The sequence below is a fragment of the Algoriphagus lacus genome (assembly GCF_003583985.1).
Lineage (GTDB): Bacteria > Bacteroidota > Bacteroidia > Cytophagales > Cyclobacteriaceae > Algoriphagus > Algoriphagus lacus.
In genome coordinates this window covers 336,419-353,585 of the sequence record NZ_QXML01000002.1, presented here as the reverse complement: position 1 = coordinate 353,585, position 17,167 = coordinate 336,419, and the positions used below count along the sequence as shown (strand labels likewise).

Below are 17,167 nucleotides of genomic sequence, written 5' to 3'. Positions count from 1 at the left end.
GGAGGGTTTAGAGGGATTTGGAAGCGGTAAGGATGGCATCCTTGATTCGATTGTAGGTGCCACAGCGGCAAAGATTACCCTGCATCGCTTCCTCAATATCCGATTCGGACGGAGAAGGATTTTTGGTGAGTAACGCTGCCGCGTTCATAATCTGCCCGGATTGGCAATACCCGCATTGGGGTACCACATGCTCCACCCAAGCGGTCTGCAATGGATGATCGCCGGCTTCCGATAATCCTTCAATTGTGGTGATTTTACCTTCCCCCACCTGAGAAATCGGCAAACTGCAGGATCTCACGGCCTCACCGTCCAAATGAACAGTGCAAGCTCCGCAAAGCGCCTGACCGCAACCAAATTTGGTTCCTTTCATGTCCAATAAATCCCGAATCACCCAGAGTAAGGGCATGTCTTCGGGTGCAGTGACTTCCTGCTTTTTTCCGTTGATCGAAAGCGTGTAGTTTTCCATAGTGTTTGGGTAACAAAGGGTAGAAGGTAATTAAAATCGGAAAATTAAGCACCGATAAGATTCCATTTTTCTCGGTATGGTCTCCAAAGTAGGCTATCCGCTTCCGGATCATTTTTGAATGTCTCTGTCTTTGGGTTCCATTTCAGTTGTTTTTTCAATTTAAAAGAAATCAGTGCGAGGTGCATCGGAAGGGTCATTTCACGGGCGTAGTGAAGGTAGGATTCAGGCTGAGTTCTGGATTTCACTGCATCCAGAAAATTTTGCTGATGGCCTGGAGATCTTGGGATCGTCTTGGGGATTTCGGGAATATCTTTCAAAACTTGACCGTTGATGCGGATTTCTCTGCTGCCGTAATCACAAATCAATGTCCCTTTACTCCCTTCAAAATAGGCACCGATTCCCCGCTCTTGGGCTCCGGGCACATCAGGAGGAATGGAAGTCCAGTGGATATCCAGTTTTTTGAATTTAAAATCCACGTCCAGCCATTTGGGGGTATCACCCACTCCTTCTGATTTTTCGCCGTTTGCCAGAATGCTTTTCAGGCCTTTTGGAGGCATGGACATCCAGACCACATCCGCGATATGAGACCAGAAATCCTGAAAAACCCCTCCTGAGTACTCCATGAAATAGCGGTAGTTAAAATGGCATTTCTCGGGAGCGTAATCTGACATCGGCGCAGGGCCCAACCACATGTCCCAGTCCAGATTGGCCGGTGGCGCTTGGTAGGTGAGCGAAGGGATCAAGGGAGGCTCACCGGTTCTCCAAAGGCGAACGGTTTTGATTTTGCCCAGCTCACCGGATTGGATGAGTTCCACCACCCGATGGTAATTGTCACCGGCATGGATTTGAGTGCCTAATTGGAAAATTCTGCCGGTTTCCTGCTGAGACTTGAGCATCAATTGTCCTTCCCGCATGGAATAAGAAAGCGGCTTTTCCCCATACACATCCTTGCCTGATTGGAACGCCAAAATCGCAATCTGGGCGTGCCAATGATCCGGTGTGGCGATCGTCACTGCATCGATATCCTGCCGATCGAGGATCTTTCTGAAATCCTGAAAAACCTCTGCTTTGGTATCAGGGTGGATTTTTTTCAGGGCGATCAAGGCTTCATTCGCCCGGTTGATATCCACGTCACAAAGAGCCACAATCTCAGCCTCAGGAAGATTGGCAAACCAATTCATGTGGGAAAGCCCCATTCCACCTAGTCCGATGTGAGCTATCCGCACCCGATCAGAAGGAGCGGCACGAAGTCCGGTGTAGGGAAGAAACTGTATTCCAAGAGCCGTGAGGACAGAATAACGGAGAAAATCCCGTCGGTTAAGCTGATGTTTCATGGTGGAACTGGGTTAATGAATATAGTTAGGAAAAATTGACGGAAATGGCAATCGAGGAGCAGGAATTTCGGAAAGTCGAATTCGGAATCCCTAATTTGGACAAAGTCCCTCCTGCACTATTATTGAAAAATCAGGTGATTAAAGCAAAAGTTGAATGTACCTGAGGAACTTCTTTGAGCCTTTCCAAAAAATAAGTCCCTGAAATAGAATCAGAAGAAAGCGGAATAGTGGAGAATAAAAGATTTTTTCAAAAAGTGATTTGGAATAAAAAGGGGATGAACCTACATTTGCAACACGTTTTCCGAAAGGGTACGTCAAACTCCTCCTTAGCTCAGTTGGTTAGAGCACATGACTGTTAATCATGGGGTCCTAGGTTCAAGCCCTAGAGGGGGAGCATAAAAGTCTCAGATCATTAGATTTGAGACTTTTTTTATTCCTTCTGGCGTTGCCTTTTCTCTTCCCTCCCTCGTTTTCCTGCAAAATCCTTATTTTTAATCATCTTATCCTTTTTCTATTCCCAAAACCTGCCTCGGCTATGAAAAAATCAATTTGGTTTATTGTTTCACTCGCACTTTCATTTCTTGCCATTGAAACCAGTTTAGGCCAGACAGTCCTTGAAAAAGGAACTGTTTCCGACCTCAATAAAACACCAAACTACGTCTTCGGGGTACAAGACGAGGATGGCCTAAAAAGCGCCTTGTCAGTTTATGATACCTTTTTAGAAAATGGGGTCCAATTCGAAAATTTTGAAATTGTAGTGAAGGGTCCGGTCGTCAAAACAATGGTAAAAGGATCTGAACTTGAAGAATATTTTAAAAAATACAATGGTAAAGTCCGGGTCAGTATCTGTAGTGTAGCGATGAAAAGACTCGGCGTTTCCAAAGGGCAGCTTTTTCCGGGGTTGGATGTGGTAGAAACTTACACCATACGGATCCTCCAGTTACAGGCTTTGGGCTATAATTCAATCTTGTACTGAGGAAAATAAGGTTTATACACTCGCCAGCAACTGGCTGATGGTAGTTTAAGGCTAGGTCAAAAAAATACTTGGTCTAGGCAAAGCCCAAGAAAAGCCTTCAGATTCAGTTCTGAGGGCTTTTTTGTTTTTTCAACCAAAGATTTTGAATGGAATTTCATTCAATTTGTCCACATTGGAATCATCATTTTAAATGTCAAGAAATAAGAAAGAGAACCTATCTCTTATGATCTAATCAAAAAACCTCCAACAAAAACACCTGAAAATACGCTCCATTCCCCGAATCCACTTTCCTGTTGTAAGCAAGGATTCTCCCCGAGTGGGACCAGTTGATATTGCAGAGTTCACTTTGGCCTTTTGGAGGAGTAGGTCCTACTTTTTGGGTTTTTCCGGTTGCTACTTCCGTAAGGTAAAGTTGGTTTTGGTACCCAAAGGCGATCCAACAATCGTCCGGACTTAGGCTAAAGGCGGTGTCGGGAGAAAATTCATTCCGAGTGATTTGCACCTGCTGACCTCCATTCGGTGATACCTTGAAAATCTGGACGATTCCATCATCCGATTTGGCATAGAAGAAAATCCGGTCGCCGTTTTTGGAGCTTTTCAACCAATGCCGGGGTCCCTGGACTCCAGGATATTTCCTGTCAGAAGTAAAAGTGATTCTGCGCTGAGTGAAGGATTTGGGCATTTCCGGAAAGGAAACCTCGGTACCTCCTAGATTTTGATCCTTCAAATTTTTGTCCCAGTCTTCCGGAATATCCGTCACAAAAACCTCAGTCACGACTTTCCCTTCAGCCGTGACGACATCTCCCAAATAGGCCAAGGCCCGAGGAATTTTTTCTCCCTGCGCATTTACATACCCGTCATGACCTACCCAAGTCTCCTCGCAGGCCTTTTGAATTTCATCCGAACCGGGCTTAGGAAAGGGAACTACCTCCGCTGCCAAGACGGCAAAGTGAGAACCTGAAAATTCATCCCCTTCCCTACCGGGTTCAGCTTGGACCTCCACTTTTTTCCCCCTGACCATAAAAGCCACGGTCCGCAGGTCTTTGAGTTGGGGATTGGTCGCGGCGGCTTTTTCCATCACATCATCATTGTACGTGAAACTCACCCAATTTCCATCTTGGGAATAGCTATACGCATGACTTCCCCCTCGGAGGGCCCCGGGAGTAAACGGTGGGGTAACATCCCTTGCATCCAAATGAAAAAGCTCCGGCGCTTGTTTGTTTTCCAGATTAAGTCCCATGGCGGACCTTCTGGTAAAATAGTAGGGATTCTCCGCATCGGCAGATAGCAACCCTCGGATAAATACTACCTCTTCACGATGCGGATGGTAGCTTACGGCTCCCGAGCCCGGTCCAAAAGCTTGCTGCTTGGGAACTCGATAAACTTCCAGAATTTGCCCAGAATGGATGTTTACCAAACCGATCAAGTCATTTTCGCCCATTTTGGAATCTTCTTTTCTTCCGTCAAAAGCCAACCATTCGTCATTGGGCGAAAAGGCCTGCCGGTGATTGAGAAAATAGCCTTGGCTGCCAAAAGTGAGTTGCCTTTCCACAGGATTTGGGTTTATGACAAGTGTATTCATAGGGTCATTCAATTGAGGAGAGTACGGAATTAAGCCAAATCCCATCAGACTACTGAAGGAAAAAATAAGACCCGATTGCCGTAAGAAGTTAAGCATAGTAGGAAAATATCTCACCTGAGATATACTCAAGTTAAACCTTGTTCGATTAGTTTAAGCTTGAAAGAATAAGCTACACCAAAATTTAAGTCCTTGATTCCACTGTTTCTGCTCCCAAACTTTTTCAATTAACTTCCGGCATGAAAAAAATCCCCTTCTTCCTCCTTATTTTCTTCCTCGGAATCTCGGAGCTTTTTTCCCAGCAAAAACCGGATAGCCAAATCCTTCAGACCATTCTGGAAAGTCAGCTAAATCAGGATGTCCCCGGAATTCTCTTTCATATTCAGTCTGGAGATGGGGAAATCAAGTGGTCCGGTGCAGCAGGAGTTTCAGCTCGGGAAAGCGGTGAAAAGCTACTCCAAGACCAAACCTTTAGGATTGCCAGCGTAACCAAAACATTTGTTGCCGCTTCGATTTTGAAACTTTGGGAAGAAGGCAAACTCAGGCTTGAGGACCCGATTTCTAACTACCTTTCACCTGACCATATCCAAATCCTAAGTCAGGACTATGACTTGGAAAAAATCAGCATACTTCAAGTCCTGAGGCACAATGCCGGATTTTTTGATCATACGCACGCTCCGGTTTTCTTCGAAAAAGTCCTCCAACCTGGAGGCCATGAATGGACCCGAACGGAGCAACTGAAGCTTTGCGTGGAAGCCGGAGAACCCATCAGTGCTCCCGGTGAGAAGTTCAGTTATTCCGATACAGGTTATATCATTCTGGGAGAAATCATTGAAAACATCCAGGGGAAAACGCTGGGGATTACCATCCCCGAAATCCTAGATTTTGAAAAGCTGGGACTTCAGAACACCGCTTTCGAAGGATTGAATCCAAAAGTAGATCAGGCCAGAATCCACCAGTATTTTCAGGGACAGGACACTTATTCGTTTCACCCCAGCATGGATTATTTTGGAGGAGGAGGATTGCTGTCAACGACGGAGGATTTGAGCGGTTTCTTTTTGGCTCTGTTCCATGGGGAAGTTTTTAAAAACCCAAGTACCCTTGAGCAGATGCTTCAACCGGGGAGTTATGCTTCCGCTCCGATGATGGACTATCGAATCGGTATTTACCGAATCGAGATAAATGGCGTGGAAGCCTTTGCCCATGCGGGATTTTGGGGAACTCAGGTGGTTTATTTTCCGAGTTTGGACCTGGCCATGGCAACCAATTACAGCCAAATCTGGAAAGGAAGAGTGCCCCCTGTGTTTGGCGAAGCTTTGAATGCCTTGAGTGGAAAATAAACAAGTCCCACACTTCATGGTATCAAAGTGGGATTTGAAAGTGCCTTAACCTAAGAATTTGTAAACCTTTCTCTTTAACACCAGACCTCTTATCTCAAGAAGAGGGGAGATGAAGCACGATTAGCTTTTCCAAAGAAGTCCTTTCTTTCTTCTCGCTAAAGCGCTAAAGACGCAAAGGCTCTTTGCGACTCTGCGAGAACTCTATTTTTGATCATTAACACCTCACCTCAATCCAACTTGATCACCCGCACCGGCCCAAGCAAACCTGAAGGGACCAAGGGGGAATCTGCACGGTAAAAAGGCATTGTGGTGAAAGTTGACTTTTTTGCTCCGGGCTGGGCATCTCCGATGAGTCGGTTTACCCAAGTATTGACCACCCGGATTTCCACTTGGTTATCCCCGTTTTTCAACGCCTTGCTGATATCAATTCTGAACGGAGTTTTCCAGACGACTCCCAGATTTTGACCGTTTACGATGATTTCAGCCAGGTTTTTTACCTCTCCCAAATCCAGAATGTAAGCCGCTTGACTTTCTTTTTGTGAAATGTTAAACGAATTGGAATAGGCAGCAGTGCCTGAGAAGTACTTGATCTCCGGATCAGAATGGTCTGACCAGGAATTCAGGGTTGCGAAATCAGACTTTTTCGCACTAAAATCAACCTTCCAGATTCCGTTGATCTCAACGGCAACACTTTCGCTTTTCGCGGCAATCGCATAGGAATTTTGGCTTACACTTTCCCTGAAAACAATGAAAAAGGCATCCCAGGATTCAAATTTCAAAGGGACTTCTGTTCTGCCGTTTTTTATTTCGTAGGAAACCTCTTGGACACTTCCATCGATTGGATTCCAAAGCATAGGTTTTTTGCCTGTGATCCGAAAGCTTGCGGTAGCCGTAGTCGGATTTACATTTCTATTGTTCAGCCAAAAGATTTCCTCAGAGTTGGTTTTTCGGTGACGGAAGAGGATTTTATGGTCCGTCCCGGAGAGTTGCACGTCAGCAGCAACCGGAATTTTGACCTCGGAACCCACATTTTCCTTATCCCAAATCTGATCCGCCAAGGCTTGGAATTCAGAATCGGAATCACTCAGACTCGGAGATTTCACCGGACGTTTGCCAATGATTTTTACTCCAGCATCCGCCAATACTTTCAGCTTTTTCAGAACAGGCAAAGTCATCAGACTTGCGCTTTCATCCAACATTAGGACCTCGTAAGTATTTCCACTTTTGGCTTTTAGCTTACCGTTTTCGGCTTGAATGGCTTCCAGCAATGCCGTGGCATTCACGAAGTCAAACTCGTAGCCTTTTGGAATTTGAGGAAGTTTCTCTCTGGCAATCCAGGTGATGTTGGTGTTTTCACCATAGAGGTAAAGGATGTCGGCTACATTTCGGCCTTGCTGAAGCATGGTTGAACTCCTCCCTAAGTAATCCATCCAAGGCTTGGCCATCCCTGCCCAGGATTCCTGTCGTGAAAAATACTGTCCAAAAGGGCCAAGGGAGAATCCAGGCTTCTTATCATCCAATGGCTGGTGAACCGAGGTGTGGATCACAAATCGGTTGAGTCCGGATGCCAATTCCAAATCGGCGGTACGCTTAAGTCGCTCAGGATATTCCTGAAATGGCCGGCCGACAGAAGTCATGGATTCCGCAGCCACGAAGGGCTTTCCGTAAATATTGGCCACAGAAGCCGATTCACGAATATCCGCTTCGCTCCGAACTTCCTCATCGGCACCGCCTGCCAAGCTGCCCGGAGTCCACATGGCCGACATGGGAATTTCAGCATTTCGTTTCACATCCATTCCGTCGGCAAGGTAAATCCGCTTGTTTTCATGAGACTCGGTATAGCGTTTCATCCCGCGCTTATTCAATTCTTCGCCGATCACATCGTAATGATGATCCGAAATCAACTCGCCAATGGTCTTTCGGAAATCCCAAAGAAACTTCTCACTTTCCTCCAGGCTGTTTACTATTCTCCCGGTCAAAGCCGGTAAATAAGGGACCAGGCTGTAGCCTCTTCGCTTCTGAAATTCCTGCGGAAAAGTCACGCTCCAGTTCATATGTCCAGCCTCGTAACTGTCAAGGATCATGAATTCCAAGCCTCCTGCACCGAGTTTGTCACCGGTGGCATTTTGGTACAAATCCAGGTAATGATTGATGTAGCGTCGGACGGCTTCCGCATCCAGTTTGTCCACTTCCAAGCCTGTGGCTTCAGGAGAGGCGGGATGGTTTTGACGACCAGTCAGGGAATAGCCCAAGCGGACGATTTTCCATTTTCCGGCAGGTGCAGTCCAAGTGAGGCCTCCGTCTTCCTTGAGGAGGGCAGTCAAGTCAATGACTTCTTTTGCTGAAATTATTCCCTGTAGTCCTTGGGCATCCAAGCCTGTCGCCAAGCAATTGTCCTCAGGCCAAGGAGAAAATCCCGCCTTATCTTCTACCTGATCAATTCGGGAGGAGGTGTACAACTGAAATTCAGCTACCTGAACTCCATCCGGCTTTTCCTGCTGAGGTAGACCAGCCATGGCAGCAAAGACATTTGGCTGAGGAGGTAAGGTTTCGTAGGTGATTCTCCAATATTTCGCGGTGGTCGGAGGAATGGCTACGGTATTGAATGGAACGGTACTGCCCGAAACCGTGGCAATGGTTTTGAAATTGATCCCATCATCTGAGACTTTGAGACGCCGGTTTTCCGGACCTCCGTTGAATTCTGCTAGAGGTCCATTCATTGCTCCTGCGATGCTGAAAGCATGAAAAGTCCGGGGTTGACCAAAGGCATATTGAATCCACATATCCTGCCCGATTTCCATAGGGGGAAGAAAAGCAGATTGGGCAATGCTTCCGTCGGTCAAGAGGTCCAACGTAAACTCCCCTCCACTGGTGGAAATGGTTGGAGTCAACTCTGCCAAGCTTTTTTCATCTACCGGAAAAGCAATGACTAGGGCATCCCGGTAAAAACTCGGTACTTCTCCAATAAACCCTCCCCCAAGGCCGCCCCCTTCCAGGTGGGCATCCTGGTATTTTCCGGTTTGATCGGATGGCCGGGGAAGTTTTCCGGAGAACGGTTTTCCTCCCTCCACTTCCAACTCCGACCAGACATACTTTTTCATGGCATCCTCCGGCTTGACCCAGGGACCGCCTGTCACGCTCCATCCCGGAGAACCTGCAATCGCCATTTCCAGGCCCTTTTGTCCTGCCAAATCAGAGGCGTACTTGAAGGCGGCTTTCCACTCAGGGGTCATGAAGACCAACTTCTGAGGGACAACCACCGGAGTAAAAAGATTGGCGTCAAAGTTCTGAACACCTCCGATTCCAGTTTTATCCATCCATTCCAGATCCTTGCGAATACCTTCTTGAGTAATGTTGCCATTCATCCAGTGCCACCAAACCCGAGGCTTGGCTTCGTTCGTTGGATTTTGGAACTTGGACAAGAGTGGATCTTGCTGACCGTAAGAGGCGGTAGTCGCAAGTAAAAACAGGCTGAAGGCAATAAATTTCTTCATGGATCAAAGCTTAGGTAATAGGGAGTTACAGATTTGGAAATGGAAATCCATCCTGTTCAGGAGTGCTGTTTATGGAATCAGCTTTCGCTTTCGAAGCCAGTTTTCAAAGTTTTGAGTCTACATGTCCGAGGTGGTGCCTTTAGGCGAAAAGCCAAATCCGTGATCTCCCTTTTCGAAGGCATGCAGTTCGGAAGGCTGACCTGCAGCGACCCACTCCTGATAGAGTTCGATACTGTGCGCCAATAGCCCCAGGCCGTCATCCGTGGCCACAGCAATGAAAATCGGAGTTTCCTTTTTAGGCATATCCTTGCCCAAAACTGCCTTTTTGTAAAGGTAAATCGGGGCGATAAAGTCAGGTTTCCACTCTTCCGCAGCACTAAGCATCACTGACATCGTCACTGTACCTCCGGCCGAAAAACCCATAAATCCTATTTTCCCGGGATCAATTCCCAATTTGGCAGCATTGGATCTAACATACTTCATGGCTACGATCCCGTCGTTTTTGGCCAAGTCGACCACCGGGGCATTGATTGAGTCCAGCTTATCCTTGTTGTTCATCAGAGGAATGAGTGTGGCAAAAGGATTGTCGGTTTCGCTTTTGACCAATCGGTACTTCAGCACAAAAGCCTCGATTCCTAGCGAATTGAGCCACTCTGCGACCCGGATTCCCTCATTGTCAATGGATAGGATGTGAAAAGCCCCTCCCGGTGCCACAATGATGGAAGTTCCGTTAGCCTTGTCCTTCGGTGCAGGGTAGTGCAGCAAGACCGGCTCAGAGACATTATAAAGCATTCGGTTATTGGGAAAAGGATTGGTTTCCTTTTCGGTCCAGTTCCAGTTTTCCGAACCCGGAGCTTTGCCGGGATAGAGTTGGATGACTTCCTGGGAAAAAGCAGAAACCGACCACCCGATCAGGAAGAAACAGAGAAATAAGTGCTTGATGATCATTATTTTGGCTAGATCTGAATAAATTTTTTCTAATGTAACAAAATGAGACAATAATGTAATGAAGATACTTTTTAAAAATTTCCAACCATGTAAATGAATGATGGAATTACCCAAAGTTGGGCTCACTGGTAAAAAGTTTTTTGAATGCCCCGCAAGAATAAAAATTGACTTACTCCTTGAGTAATAGTCTAGGATGTAAAGGAATATTTCAAGCTAAATCTGGTTGATTCCTCAATTTTATAAAACCCACTAATAAATCCTCCAAGATTTAGTCAGAGTTAACATACCATATTTTTTGGATAAAATGATGGACAGATGCAGGAAATCATAAATCTAACTTTATGATACACTTTTCCTTAACCTACATCCATTTAACCAAAAAAACATGAAATCAATACTTACTCGATTAACGAACAAAAAGATAGTTGCCTTGCTGGTGACTGTATTTTTGTGTGGATTATCCATTTCGAATGGATATGCTCAAAGCAGGATTTCAGGAACCGTTGAAGATGAATCCGGTCTTTTTCTTCCAGGTGTTACCGTATTGGTTACAGGTACCACACTCGGGGCAGTAACCGACATTGACGGTAAATTTAGCCTAACCTTACCACAAGGTTCGAATCGGCTTACCTTTTCTTACATCGGTTATATCACGCAGCAAATCGAGGTCGAATCACAAAGTGTAATCCGTGTGATTATGCAAGAAGACTCGAAAAATCTGGATGAATTCGTGGTTACGGCCCTTGGAGTACAACGGGAAAGGAAAGAACTGGGCTATACCGTACAGGCCTTAAAACCGGCAGACTTGGTGACAACCCAAGACAATAACATAGTCAATGCCTTGAGTGGAAAAATCGCAGGGGTTCAGGTTACCTCCAGTGGTTCTCAAATAGGAGCTTCCTCAAGAATCATTATTCGCGGAAATGCATCATTTGCTGGGAATCAGCCACTTTTTGTAGTAGATGGAGTACCAATAGACAATTCCACTACAAATCTTGATGGAAACGGAGGATTGGACTATGGTAACGCCGCAGCTGATATTGACCCAGAAAATATTGAATCCTTGACTGTCTTGAAAGGCGCAAATGCTGCAGCACTTTATGGAAACCGTGCAGCAAACGGAGTAATCTTAATTGAGACCAAGAAAGGAAAAAAGGCCCGTGAAGGCTTCGGTGTGGAGTTTAACTCATCCATGGTTTTTGATGTCCCCAGCTACTATATGAATTTCCAGAATGAATACGGTATAGGTACGCGTGGTGGTGAGTATGACTGGCAACAATACCTCAAAAACAATCCAAATTCAAACCTCTCGTACAACGAATACGCCAAGCGTTTTAGCTACAACTATGTAAATGGAATCGGAGGCGGCGTCCAGGAAAACGCAACTTCTTGGGGCCCCCGACTGGATGCCGGCCTTCTTTTGGACCAGTGGGTGAAAGGACCTAATAGTCCTTGGGAATCGGATCCTGACAATATTAAAGACCACTACTTCCAAACCGGAACAAACTTCATCAATCAGGTGGCAGTAACTGCAAAAGGAAAAGAAGCTTACGGGCGAGTGTCTTTTTCAAACAGAAAAATGACCGGTATATTTTTTAATACCGATCAGACAGTGAATACTTTAAACGCCAATCTCACCCTTAATCCCCATGAAAAACTTACCGTAGGCACCAACTTCAACTATGTCAACAGACGAAGCGATAACCTACCTGTAGTTTCCTATGGATCCATGACCAAACTTGCCTGGGGTGCATTCAGACATATTCCTTTGGATGAAGTGAAAAAAGTTTACGATGAATTCGGAAATGAAAAAGGAAGTGGTTACAACCTAAACCAGAATAATTTCTACTATGAATTGTTGCAAACCAATGGAATGAATCGCGAACGCTTCTATGGAAACGTTAGTCTTACCTACCAAATTAATGACTGGTTGACTGCCAATTCACTTGTCGGACTGGATTATTATGATGAACTGCGAAAATCCATTACGCTATCACGAACTAGGGCAAACATCAATAACAGAATGGGTGGCCAGTTTTCACAAAATGACCAAACCCGGCAAGAATTCAACACCGATGTTAGATTGGATTTTAATAAAACCTTCGAAAATGATTTTTCACTGATAGGCCTTGTAGGTGGAAACTATCGCCAGAACAAGTTCAGCAGCATGACCTTGAGTGCCCCGGATTTGAATGTTCCAGACCTGTTTAACATTGGTAACGTGAAAGGAACCCCGGGTACAGGAATGTTTGATAGCGTAAAAGAAAACTACAGTATTTATTCTTCAGCAACTGTAGGCTACAAAGGGTATTTATTTGCAGGGGTGACGGCCAGAAATGATTGGAGTTCAACTTTGCCAGAGGAAAACAGATCCTATTTCTACCCATCAGGAAACTTATCAGTTACCTTATCGGAAGCCCTTGACATCAAGTCAAAAAATTTCAGTCATCTCCAGTTGAGAGCCAGTATGGCAAAGGTCGGATCGGACACTGATCCGTATCAGTTGATGGGCACTTACACAACGACCCTTTTTAACAACATCGCCTTGTTCAATTCCCCTGCAACCTTGCCTCCTGCTAATCTCAAACCAGAAATGACCACTTCCACTGAAATCGGGGCTGATTTTAGATTTTTCAACGACCGGCTTTCGTTGGATGCTACTTACTACAATCGAGTTACTGAAGACATGATTCTGAATGTTCCGACGGCTCGGACTACAGGATATGCTTCACAATTGATCAATGCAGCAAAAATTAGAAATACGGGTATTGAGCTCGTTGTAAGAGGCTTGGTAATGAATAAAGGTGGATTCCGTTGGGATGCAACCATCAACTGGGCAAAAAATAACAGCACTGTGGTTGAGCTCTACGGAGGATTGGAAAATATCACCATCAGCCCAGGTTTTGGCGGAGCCAGATTGGTAGGAACTCCCGGTCAGCCTTGGGGGGATATTAGCGGGCTTCCTTATGTGAGAGATGAAAGCGGTAATATCAAAATCGCTCCTAACGGAACACCAATGACAACAAACCAACAGAAAATTTTGGGAAATGTCACTCCAAAGTGGATTGGAGGTCTACAGAACACCTTCACTTATAAAAAAATAAGCTTGGGCGCTTTGTTGGATTGGAGAAAAGGTGGAGACTTTTTCAGTGGAACTTATTGGCACTCCTACCCTACCGGAGCATTCACCAATACAGTTCAAAACAATGTACGTGAAGAAGGCATCATAGTTCCAGGTGTAAAAGGTGATGGTTCTCCAAATGATGTTCGAATATCTGCTCAGGATTACTACAATGGTGCATGGGTATGGAACAATCATGAATATTCGATCATCGATGGATCTTATTTGAAACTTCGTGAATTGACCCTTGGATACACCTTTAGCATAGGTAAACTACAAAATGTCGCAGTGTCTGCATTTGGTAGAAACCTCCTAATTATCCACAGAAGTGAAAAAGCCAAAGAATTGGGACTTGACCCAGAAGCAGCTTCCCAAATGGGTGGAGGAGAACGAGGTGTTGGCTTTGAAAATTTCATGCCTCCTACCACCAGATCCTATGGATTTAACCTGAGATTGAATTTCTAACTCATCCGGGTATTGAGAATTAAATGCAGATGTACATTGAAAAACAACCATAAAAAGGTTTCAGATATGAAAAATATACTAACAAATAAGATAGCAAAGTTGCTGGCGATTTGCTCAGTGATGACAGCAATTTCTTGTACCGAAGACTGGACTGAGATGAATATTAATCCAAATCAGCCTTCAGTAGTGCCTGCTTCAAATATTTTCGGTGCTGGTCTTACCGTAGTGGCAGGTCAATTGTTCGGAGAGCGAATTGGCATTTACTACACCGGAACTTGGTCAGGTCACCTGGCAGCAAGCGGGGCAGGTGATTATGAATTCAGGGTTGACATCAACAATGGACAGTGGGACAATCTCTTTAGAGGAATGGCCTATTTTGAGGATGCCAGAATCAATGCGATCCGAGAAGGAAACAACAACCTTGCTGCCGTTTCTCTAATTATGAAGGCATATACAGCACAGCAGGTTTCTGATATGTGGGGGGACATTCCTTACTCTGAGGCTTTTAAATTGGGAACAGAAAACATTTTAAATCCTGCATTCGACTCACATGAAAAAGTCTACACTCAAATATTAAGTGAGTTAGCCGAGGCAAACACCATGTTGACTGCCGGAGCTGGTACAATTGGGGTTGGGGATTTTATGTTTGCTGGAGACATTACCAAGTGGAAAAAATTCGCCAATTCCATCCGATTGAGAGTAGCCATGCGGATGTCCAATGTAGCACCTCAGGCTGCTGCTACCGTGATTTCACAAATTTTAGGCAATCCTGCCACTTTTCCGGTATTCGAAACCAATGCAGATAATGCTTATTTGAAATGGCCTGGAATTGCCACGAATAACATTGAACCTTGGCGAGCCAGACTCGGGGTACCTACCAATAAACAGGATCAGTATCGAACAAATCATGACCTCATCAGCCGGTTGGTTGAAATGGAGGATCCTCGCCTTCCCATCTATGCTGATAAAAACCAAAATGGCTTTTATAATGGATATAGAATGGGAATAGGTCAATCCGGTTTCCCGTTAAATAACAACCAAAATTTATCCCATATCGGAAACAGATTTGGGTATGATGACCGAGGATTCTCACCTTTTATGCATGCTGCACAAGTTTGGTTTATCAAAGCAGAAGCCTTCGAAAGAGGATTGGTAGCAGGAGGCAATGCACGTGAAGCCTATGAAAGAGGAATCACCATTTCCATGCTGGACAATGGAATCCCCCATGCAGATATTGATAAATATCTTCAAAAAACAGGCGTAGCTTGGGGTTCAGGTACCACTCCAAATCTGGAAAAAATCAGATTGCAAAATTGGATTAGCTTATACAAGCAAAGTGTGGAGGCTTGGGCTGAAAACAGAAGAACCGATGTACCCAAGTTGGTCAATGTGTCCAATGACTATGCCGCCAACCACAACCGTCCTCCTTTCAGAATGGCCTATCCTGCCAATGAAATAGCTTTCAATGAAAGTTATCCTAATACTGTAAAACAGGTAGATATTTTCTACGGTGACAAGTTGTGGTGGGATACCCGCCAGGGAGTTTATTAAATAAATTACCCTGCCATCGGAACATTTCCGATGGCAGGAATTTTTCCCCAACTCGGGTTGGAATTTTCATTTAAATTTTACCAAAAGATAAACCAATGCTTACTCGCTACTCTATCTATCTCCTCATTTTCTCTCTTTTCGGATTTTCCTGCCTGTACTGCAGCACCATTCAAAAAGGGGATTTTTCGGGGGCAACTACAATCACTCAAAACGGAAATGGGTTACACGGCTACATTGGATATAGCACACTGAAGAGACCTGAAGGCTTCGGAGCGGGAATTGGTTTTTACACAGCAGTATGGCCATTGGTAGAGCAGCCACTTGCAGGATTTCAAATCGGCCTTCCGGGAAATTGGATAACCCCCGATAATCCGGATAATAAGGATATTCCATGCTGTCCAGAAGGAACTATTGCCAGGACTTGGGCTCCCCGAGGGCCCACTTGGTCAAGTGTATTCCAAACTCAAGAGGGTGGTCTTGGCTATTGGAGAGGAAACAGGTATCACTACGGCTCGCCAAAATTCAGTATGAACGGAGTACCTGATTGTTACAATTCAGAGATCGCTTCACCGGGTTGGCCATTTTTCTACAGAGCAGAAGCTTTACCGGATGACCAATTAGGGATAGCCCAACTCAGCAACAGAATTCTGGTTCCACCTGATGGGATCACCTTTGAAGGAGACTTGGAAGGAAGATTTTTGGGATACACCCATATGGCACTTCCTCTGACTGAAGCAAAGCCAGGACCTCCTCCTACCGGAAATCAAAGCTGGACGCTGTTCTTAAACTCAGAAAACTTTAAGGGACCTGTCGCCTTCTACATCCCTGAAATGTGGAGCAGATTGTCAAAAGAATATAAAGCCATTGAAGGAATGGGATTGGATGCCCGACCGGGGACCATGGGTGGTGGAGGTGCTATGGAAATCAATACTGTGCCTTCCTTTGAAATGAAAGACCAAAAAGGAGACTTGTACATCAAAATCCCTCAATTACAATTTCCAGTAAATGAAGAGGGTCAGTCTGTGCTGGTTCAGGATGTGACCTACTATTCCAAAGACGCACTCTTCAATTATCTGTTGGAATGGAAAAAAAGTGGAAAAGCCTATTCCGGTAAATTTGATCAAGTACATACCTGGAAACCGGATTTAAACCCCCGACCACTTTCCCTGGATCAAGGGGCAAGCCTTAACAACGGCGGTGAAAAACTGACTGGCCTTGAAAATGTCCTCCAAACCGTGACCACCAAAACCAATGCTTTTGGACTGGAATGGAAGGGAAATACTAACATCTCCAAACCAGGACGCTTCCCCCAATATTTTAAAAAGGTGGGGGACCAGCGAGTAGCGGTTAGTCCTGAGGAAGTTCCTTTAGAGTTACGCGAAAAGGAATTTGCTAAAGCTGGTTCTGAAAGCCATTACATTAACTGGAGAGACGGAAATGAAATCGTGGAAGGAAACTTCAGAATTGACAAAAGCCTGCCTTACACTTCTCCAACAACAGGAGCATGGGCAAACCCGGGACCTTCCTCAGAGACCTCACAGGTTAATCTGAAAGACGGGTCAACTGTTACCTACCGCTGGTATAAGTTCGTTGATCAGCCTTCGTTTCAGTCACTAGGCTGGACAAAGGAAGAAAAGGAAGCTTTGCAGAATTTTGTTGAGCAGATTCACAGGGCCTGGACAATTGACCAAGAATACATGGCCCCTCCCAGTACTGGCAAACTCGTCGCCATTGATCCTGCTCTGATTGTAACTCCTCCTATGGGAATGGAGTATGGCTATGTTCCAATAGTGGTAAGGCAAGAGAAAGCCCTAATTTCATCAAGATGATTATTGGCAAATCTGCTGGATATCGCCAAGGAATAAGCCTATAGGACAAGCACTACATATCCGG

Annotated in this window: 10 protein-coding genes and 1 tRNA gene; 6 read left to right on the top strand and 5 right to left on the bottom strand. The window is 45.2% G+C overall.

Annotated features, from left to right (window positions below; translation table 11 throughout):
* Positions 1-7: 7 nt before the first annotated feature.
* Together D0X99_RS05665 and D0X99_RS05660 are read right to left on the bottom strand one after the other, a co-directional pair.
* The gene (locus D0X99_RS05665) at positions 8-466 is read right to left on the bottom strand and encodes a (2Fe-2S)-binding protein (protein WP_119476675.1); all 459 of its coding nucleotides are present in this window, start codon (positions 464-466) and stop codon (positions 8-10) included.
* Between the two features lie 44 nt (positions 467-510).
* A complete protein-coding gene (locus D0X99_RS05660) occupies positions 511-1,800 on the bottom strand; it encodes a Gfo/Idh/MocA family protein (protein ID WP_119476674.1) in 1,290 nt (429 codons plus the stop codon).
* 320 nt (positions 1,801-2,120) lie between these two features.
* Here D0X99_RS05660 and D0X99_RS05655 point away from each other — a divergent pair.
* Both D0X99_RS05655 and D0X99_RS05650 read left to right on the top strand, forming a co-directional pair.
* A tRNA-Asn gene (locus tag D0X99_RS05655) sits at positions 2,121-2,194 on the top strand.
* Positions 2,195-2,335: 141 nt separating this feature from the next.
* A complete protein-coding gene (locus D0X99_RS05650; protein WP_119476673.1) occupies positions 2,336-2,776 on the top strand; it encodes a DsrE family protein in 441 nt (146 codons plus the stop codon).
* A gap of 232 nt (positions 2,777-3,008) precedes the next feature.
* On the opposite strand, the gene D0X99_RS05645 is transcribed toward D0X99_RS05650, so the two are convergent.
* On the bottom strand, positions 3,009-4,358 hold the full coding sequence (locus tag D0X99_RS05645; RefSeq protein ID WP_158587678.1) for a DUF3748 domain-containing protein: 1,350 nt from the start codon (positions 4,356-4,358) through the stop codon (positions 3,009-3,011).
* A gap of 236 nt (positions 4,359-4,594) precedes the next feature.
* On the opposite strand from D0X99_RS05645, the gene D0X99_RS05640 reads away from it, so the two are divergent.
* On the top strand, positions 4,595-5,695 hold the full coding sequence (locus D0X99_RS05640) for a serine hydrolase domain-containing protein (RefSeq protein WP_119476671.1): 1,101 nt from the start codon (positions 4,595-4,597) through the stop codon (positions 5,693-5,695).
* A gap of 227 nt (positions 5,696-5,922) precedes the next feature.
* On the opposite strand, the gene D0X99_RS05635 is transcribed toward D0X99_RS05640, so the two are convergent.
* Both D0X99_RS05635 and D0X99_RS05630 read right to left on the bottom strand, forming a co-directional pair.
* Positions 5,923-9,189, bottom strand: a complete 3,267-nt coding sequence (locus tag D0X99_RS05635) for a glycosyl hydrolase (protein ID WP_119476670.1) — start codon at positions 9,187-9,189, stop codon at positions 5,923-5,925.
* Between the two features lie 117 nt (positions 9,190-9,306).
* Complete coding sequence (locus D0X99_RS05630) at positions 9,307-10,137, bottom strand: alpha/beta hydrolase (RefSeq protein WP_119476669.1); 831 nt, start codon at positions 10,135-10,137, stop codon at positions 9,307-9,309.
* A gap of 385 nt (positions 10,138-10,522) precedes the next feature.
* On the opposite strand from D0X99_RS05630, the gene D0X99_RS05625 reads away from it, so the two are divergent.
* From D0X99_RS05625 to D0X99_RS05615, 3 genes are all read left to right on the top strand, one after another.
* A complete protein-coding gene (locus tag D0X99_RS05625; protein ID WP_119476668.1) occupies positions 10,523-13,723 on the top strand; it encodes a SusC/RagA family TonB-linked outer membrane protein in 3,201 nt (1,066 codons plus the stop codon).
* A 120-nt stretch (positions 13,724-13,843) separates the two neighbouring features.
* Complete coding sequence (locus D0X99_RS05620) at positions 13,844-15,274, top strand: SusD/RagB family nutrient-binding outer membrane lipoprotein (protein ID WP_158587677.1); 1,431 nt, start codon at positions 13,844-13,846, stop codon at positions 15,272-15,274.
* Between the two features lie 95 nt (positions 15,275-15,369).
* Positions 15,370-17,103: a hypothetical protein gene (locus tag D0X99_RS05615; protein ID WP_119476666.1), complete on the top strand. Its 1,734-nt coding sequence runs from the start codon at positions 15,370-15,372 to the stop codon at positions 17,101-17,103.
* Positions 17,104-17,167 lie beyond the last annotated feature (64 nt).

Excerpts from the sequence above, each read along its gene's own strand:
- D0X99_RS05620 (WP_158587677.1), top strand. The coding sequence starts at position 13,844 with ATGACAGCAATTTCTTGTACCGAAGACTGGACTGAGATGAATATTAAT.
- D0X99_RS05650 (WP_119476673.1), top strand. The coding sequence starts at position 2,336 with ATGAAAAAATCAATTTGGTTTATTGTTTCACTCGCACTTTCATTTCTT.
- D0X99_RS05625 (WP_119476668.1), top strand. The coding sequence starts at position 10,523 with ATGAAATCAATACTTACTCGATTAACGAACAAAAAGATAGTTGCCTTG.
- D0X99_RS05635 (WP_119476670.1), bottom strand. The coding sequence starts at position 9,189 with ATGAAGAAATTTATTGCCTTCAGCCTGTTTTTACTTGCGACTACCGCC.
- D0X99_RS05630 (WP_119476669.1), bottom strand. The coding sequence starts at position 10,137 with ATGATCATCAAGCACTTATTTCTCTGTTTCTTCCTGATCGGGTGGTCG.
- D0X99_RS05660 (WP_119476674.1), bottom strand. The coding sequence starts at position 1,800 with ATGAAACATCAGCTTAACCGACGGGATTTTCTCCGTTATTCTGTCCTC.
- D0X99_RS05645 (WP_158587678.1), bottom strand. The coding sequence starts at position 4,358 with ATGAATACACTTGTCATAAACCCAAATCCTGTGGAAAGGCAACTCACT.
- D0X99_RS05640 (WP_119476671.1), top strand. The coding sequence starts at position 4,595 with ATGAAAAAAATCCCCTTCTTCCTCCTTATTTTCTTCCTCGGAATCTCG.
- D0X99_RS05665 (WP_119476675.1), bottom strand. The coding sequence starts at position 466 with ATGGAAAACTACACGCTTTCGATCAACGGAAAAAAGCAGGAAGTCACT.
- D0X99_RS05615 (WP_119476666.1), top strand. The coding sequence starts at position 15,370 with ATGCTTACTCGCTACTCTATCTATCTCCTCATTTTCTCTCTTTTCGGA.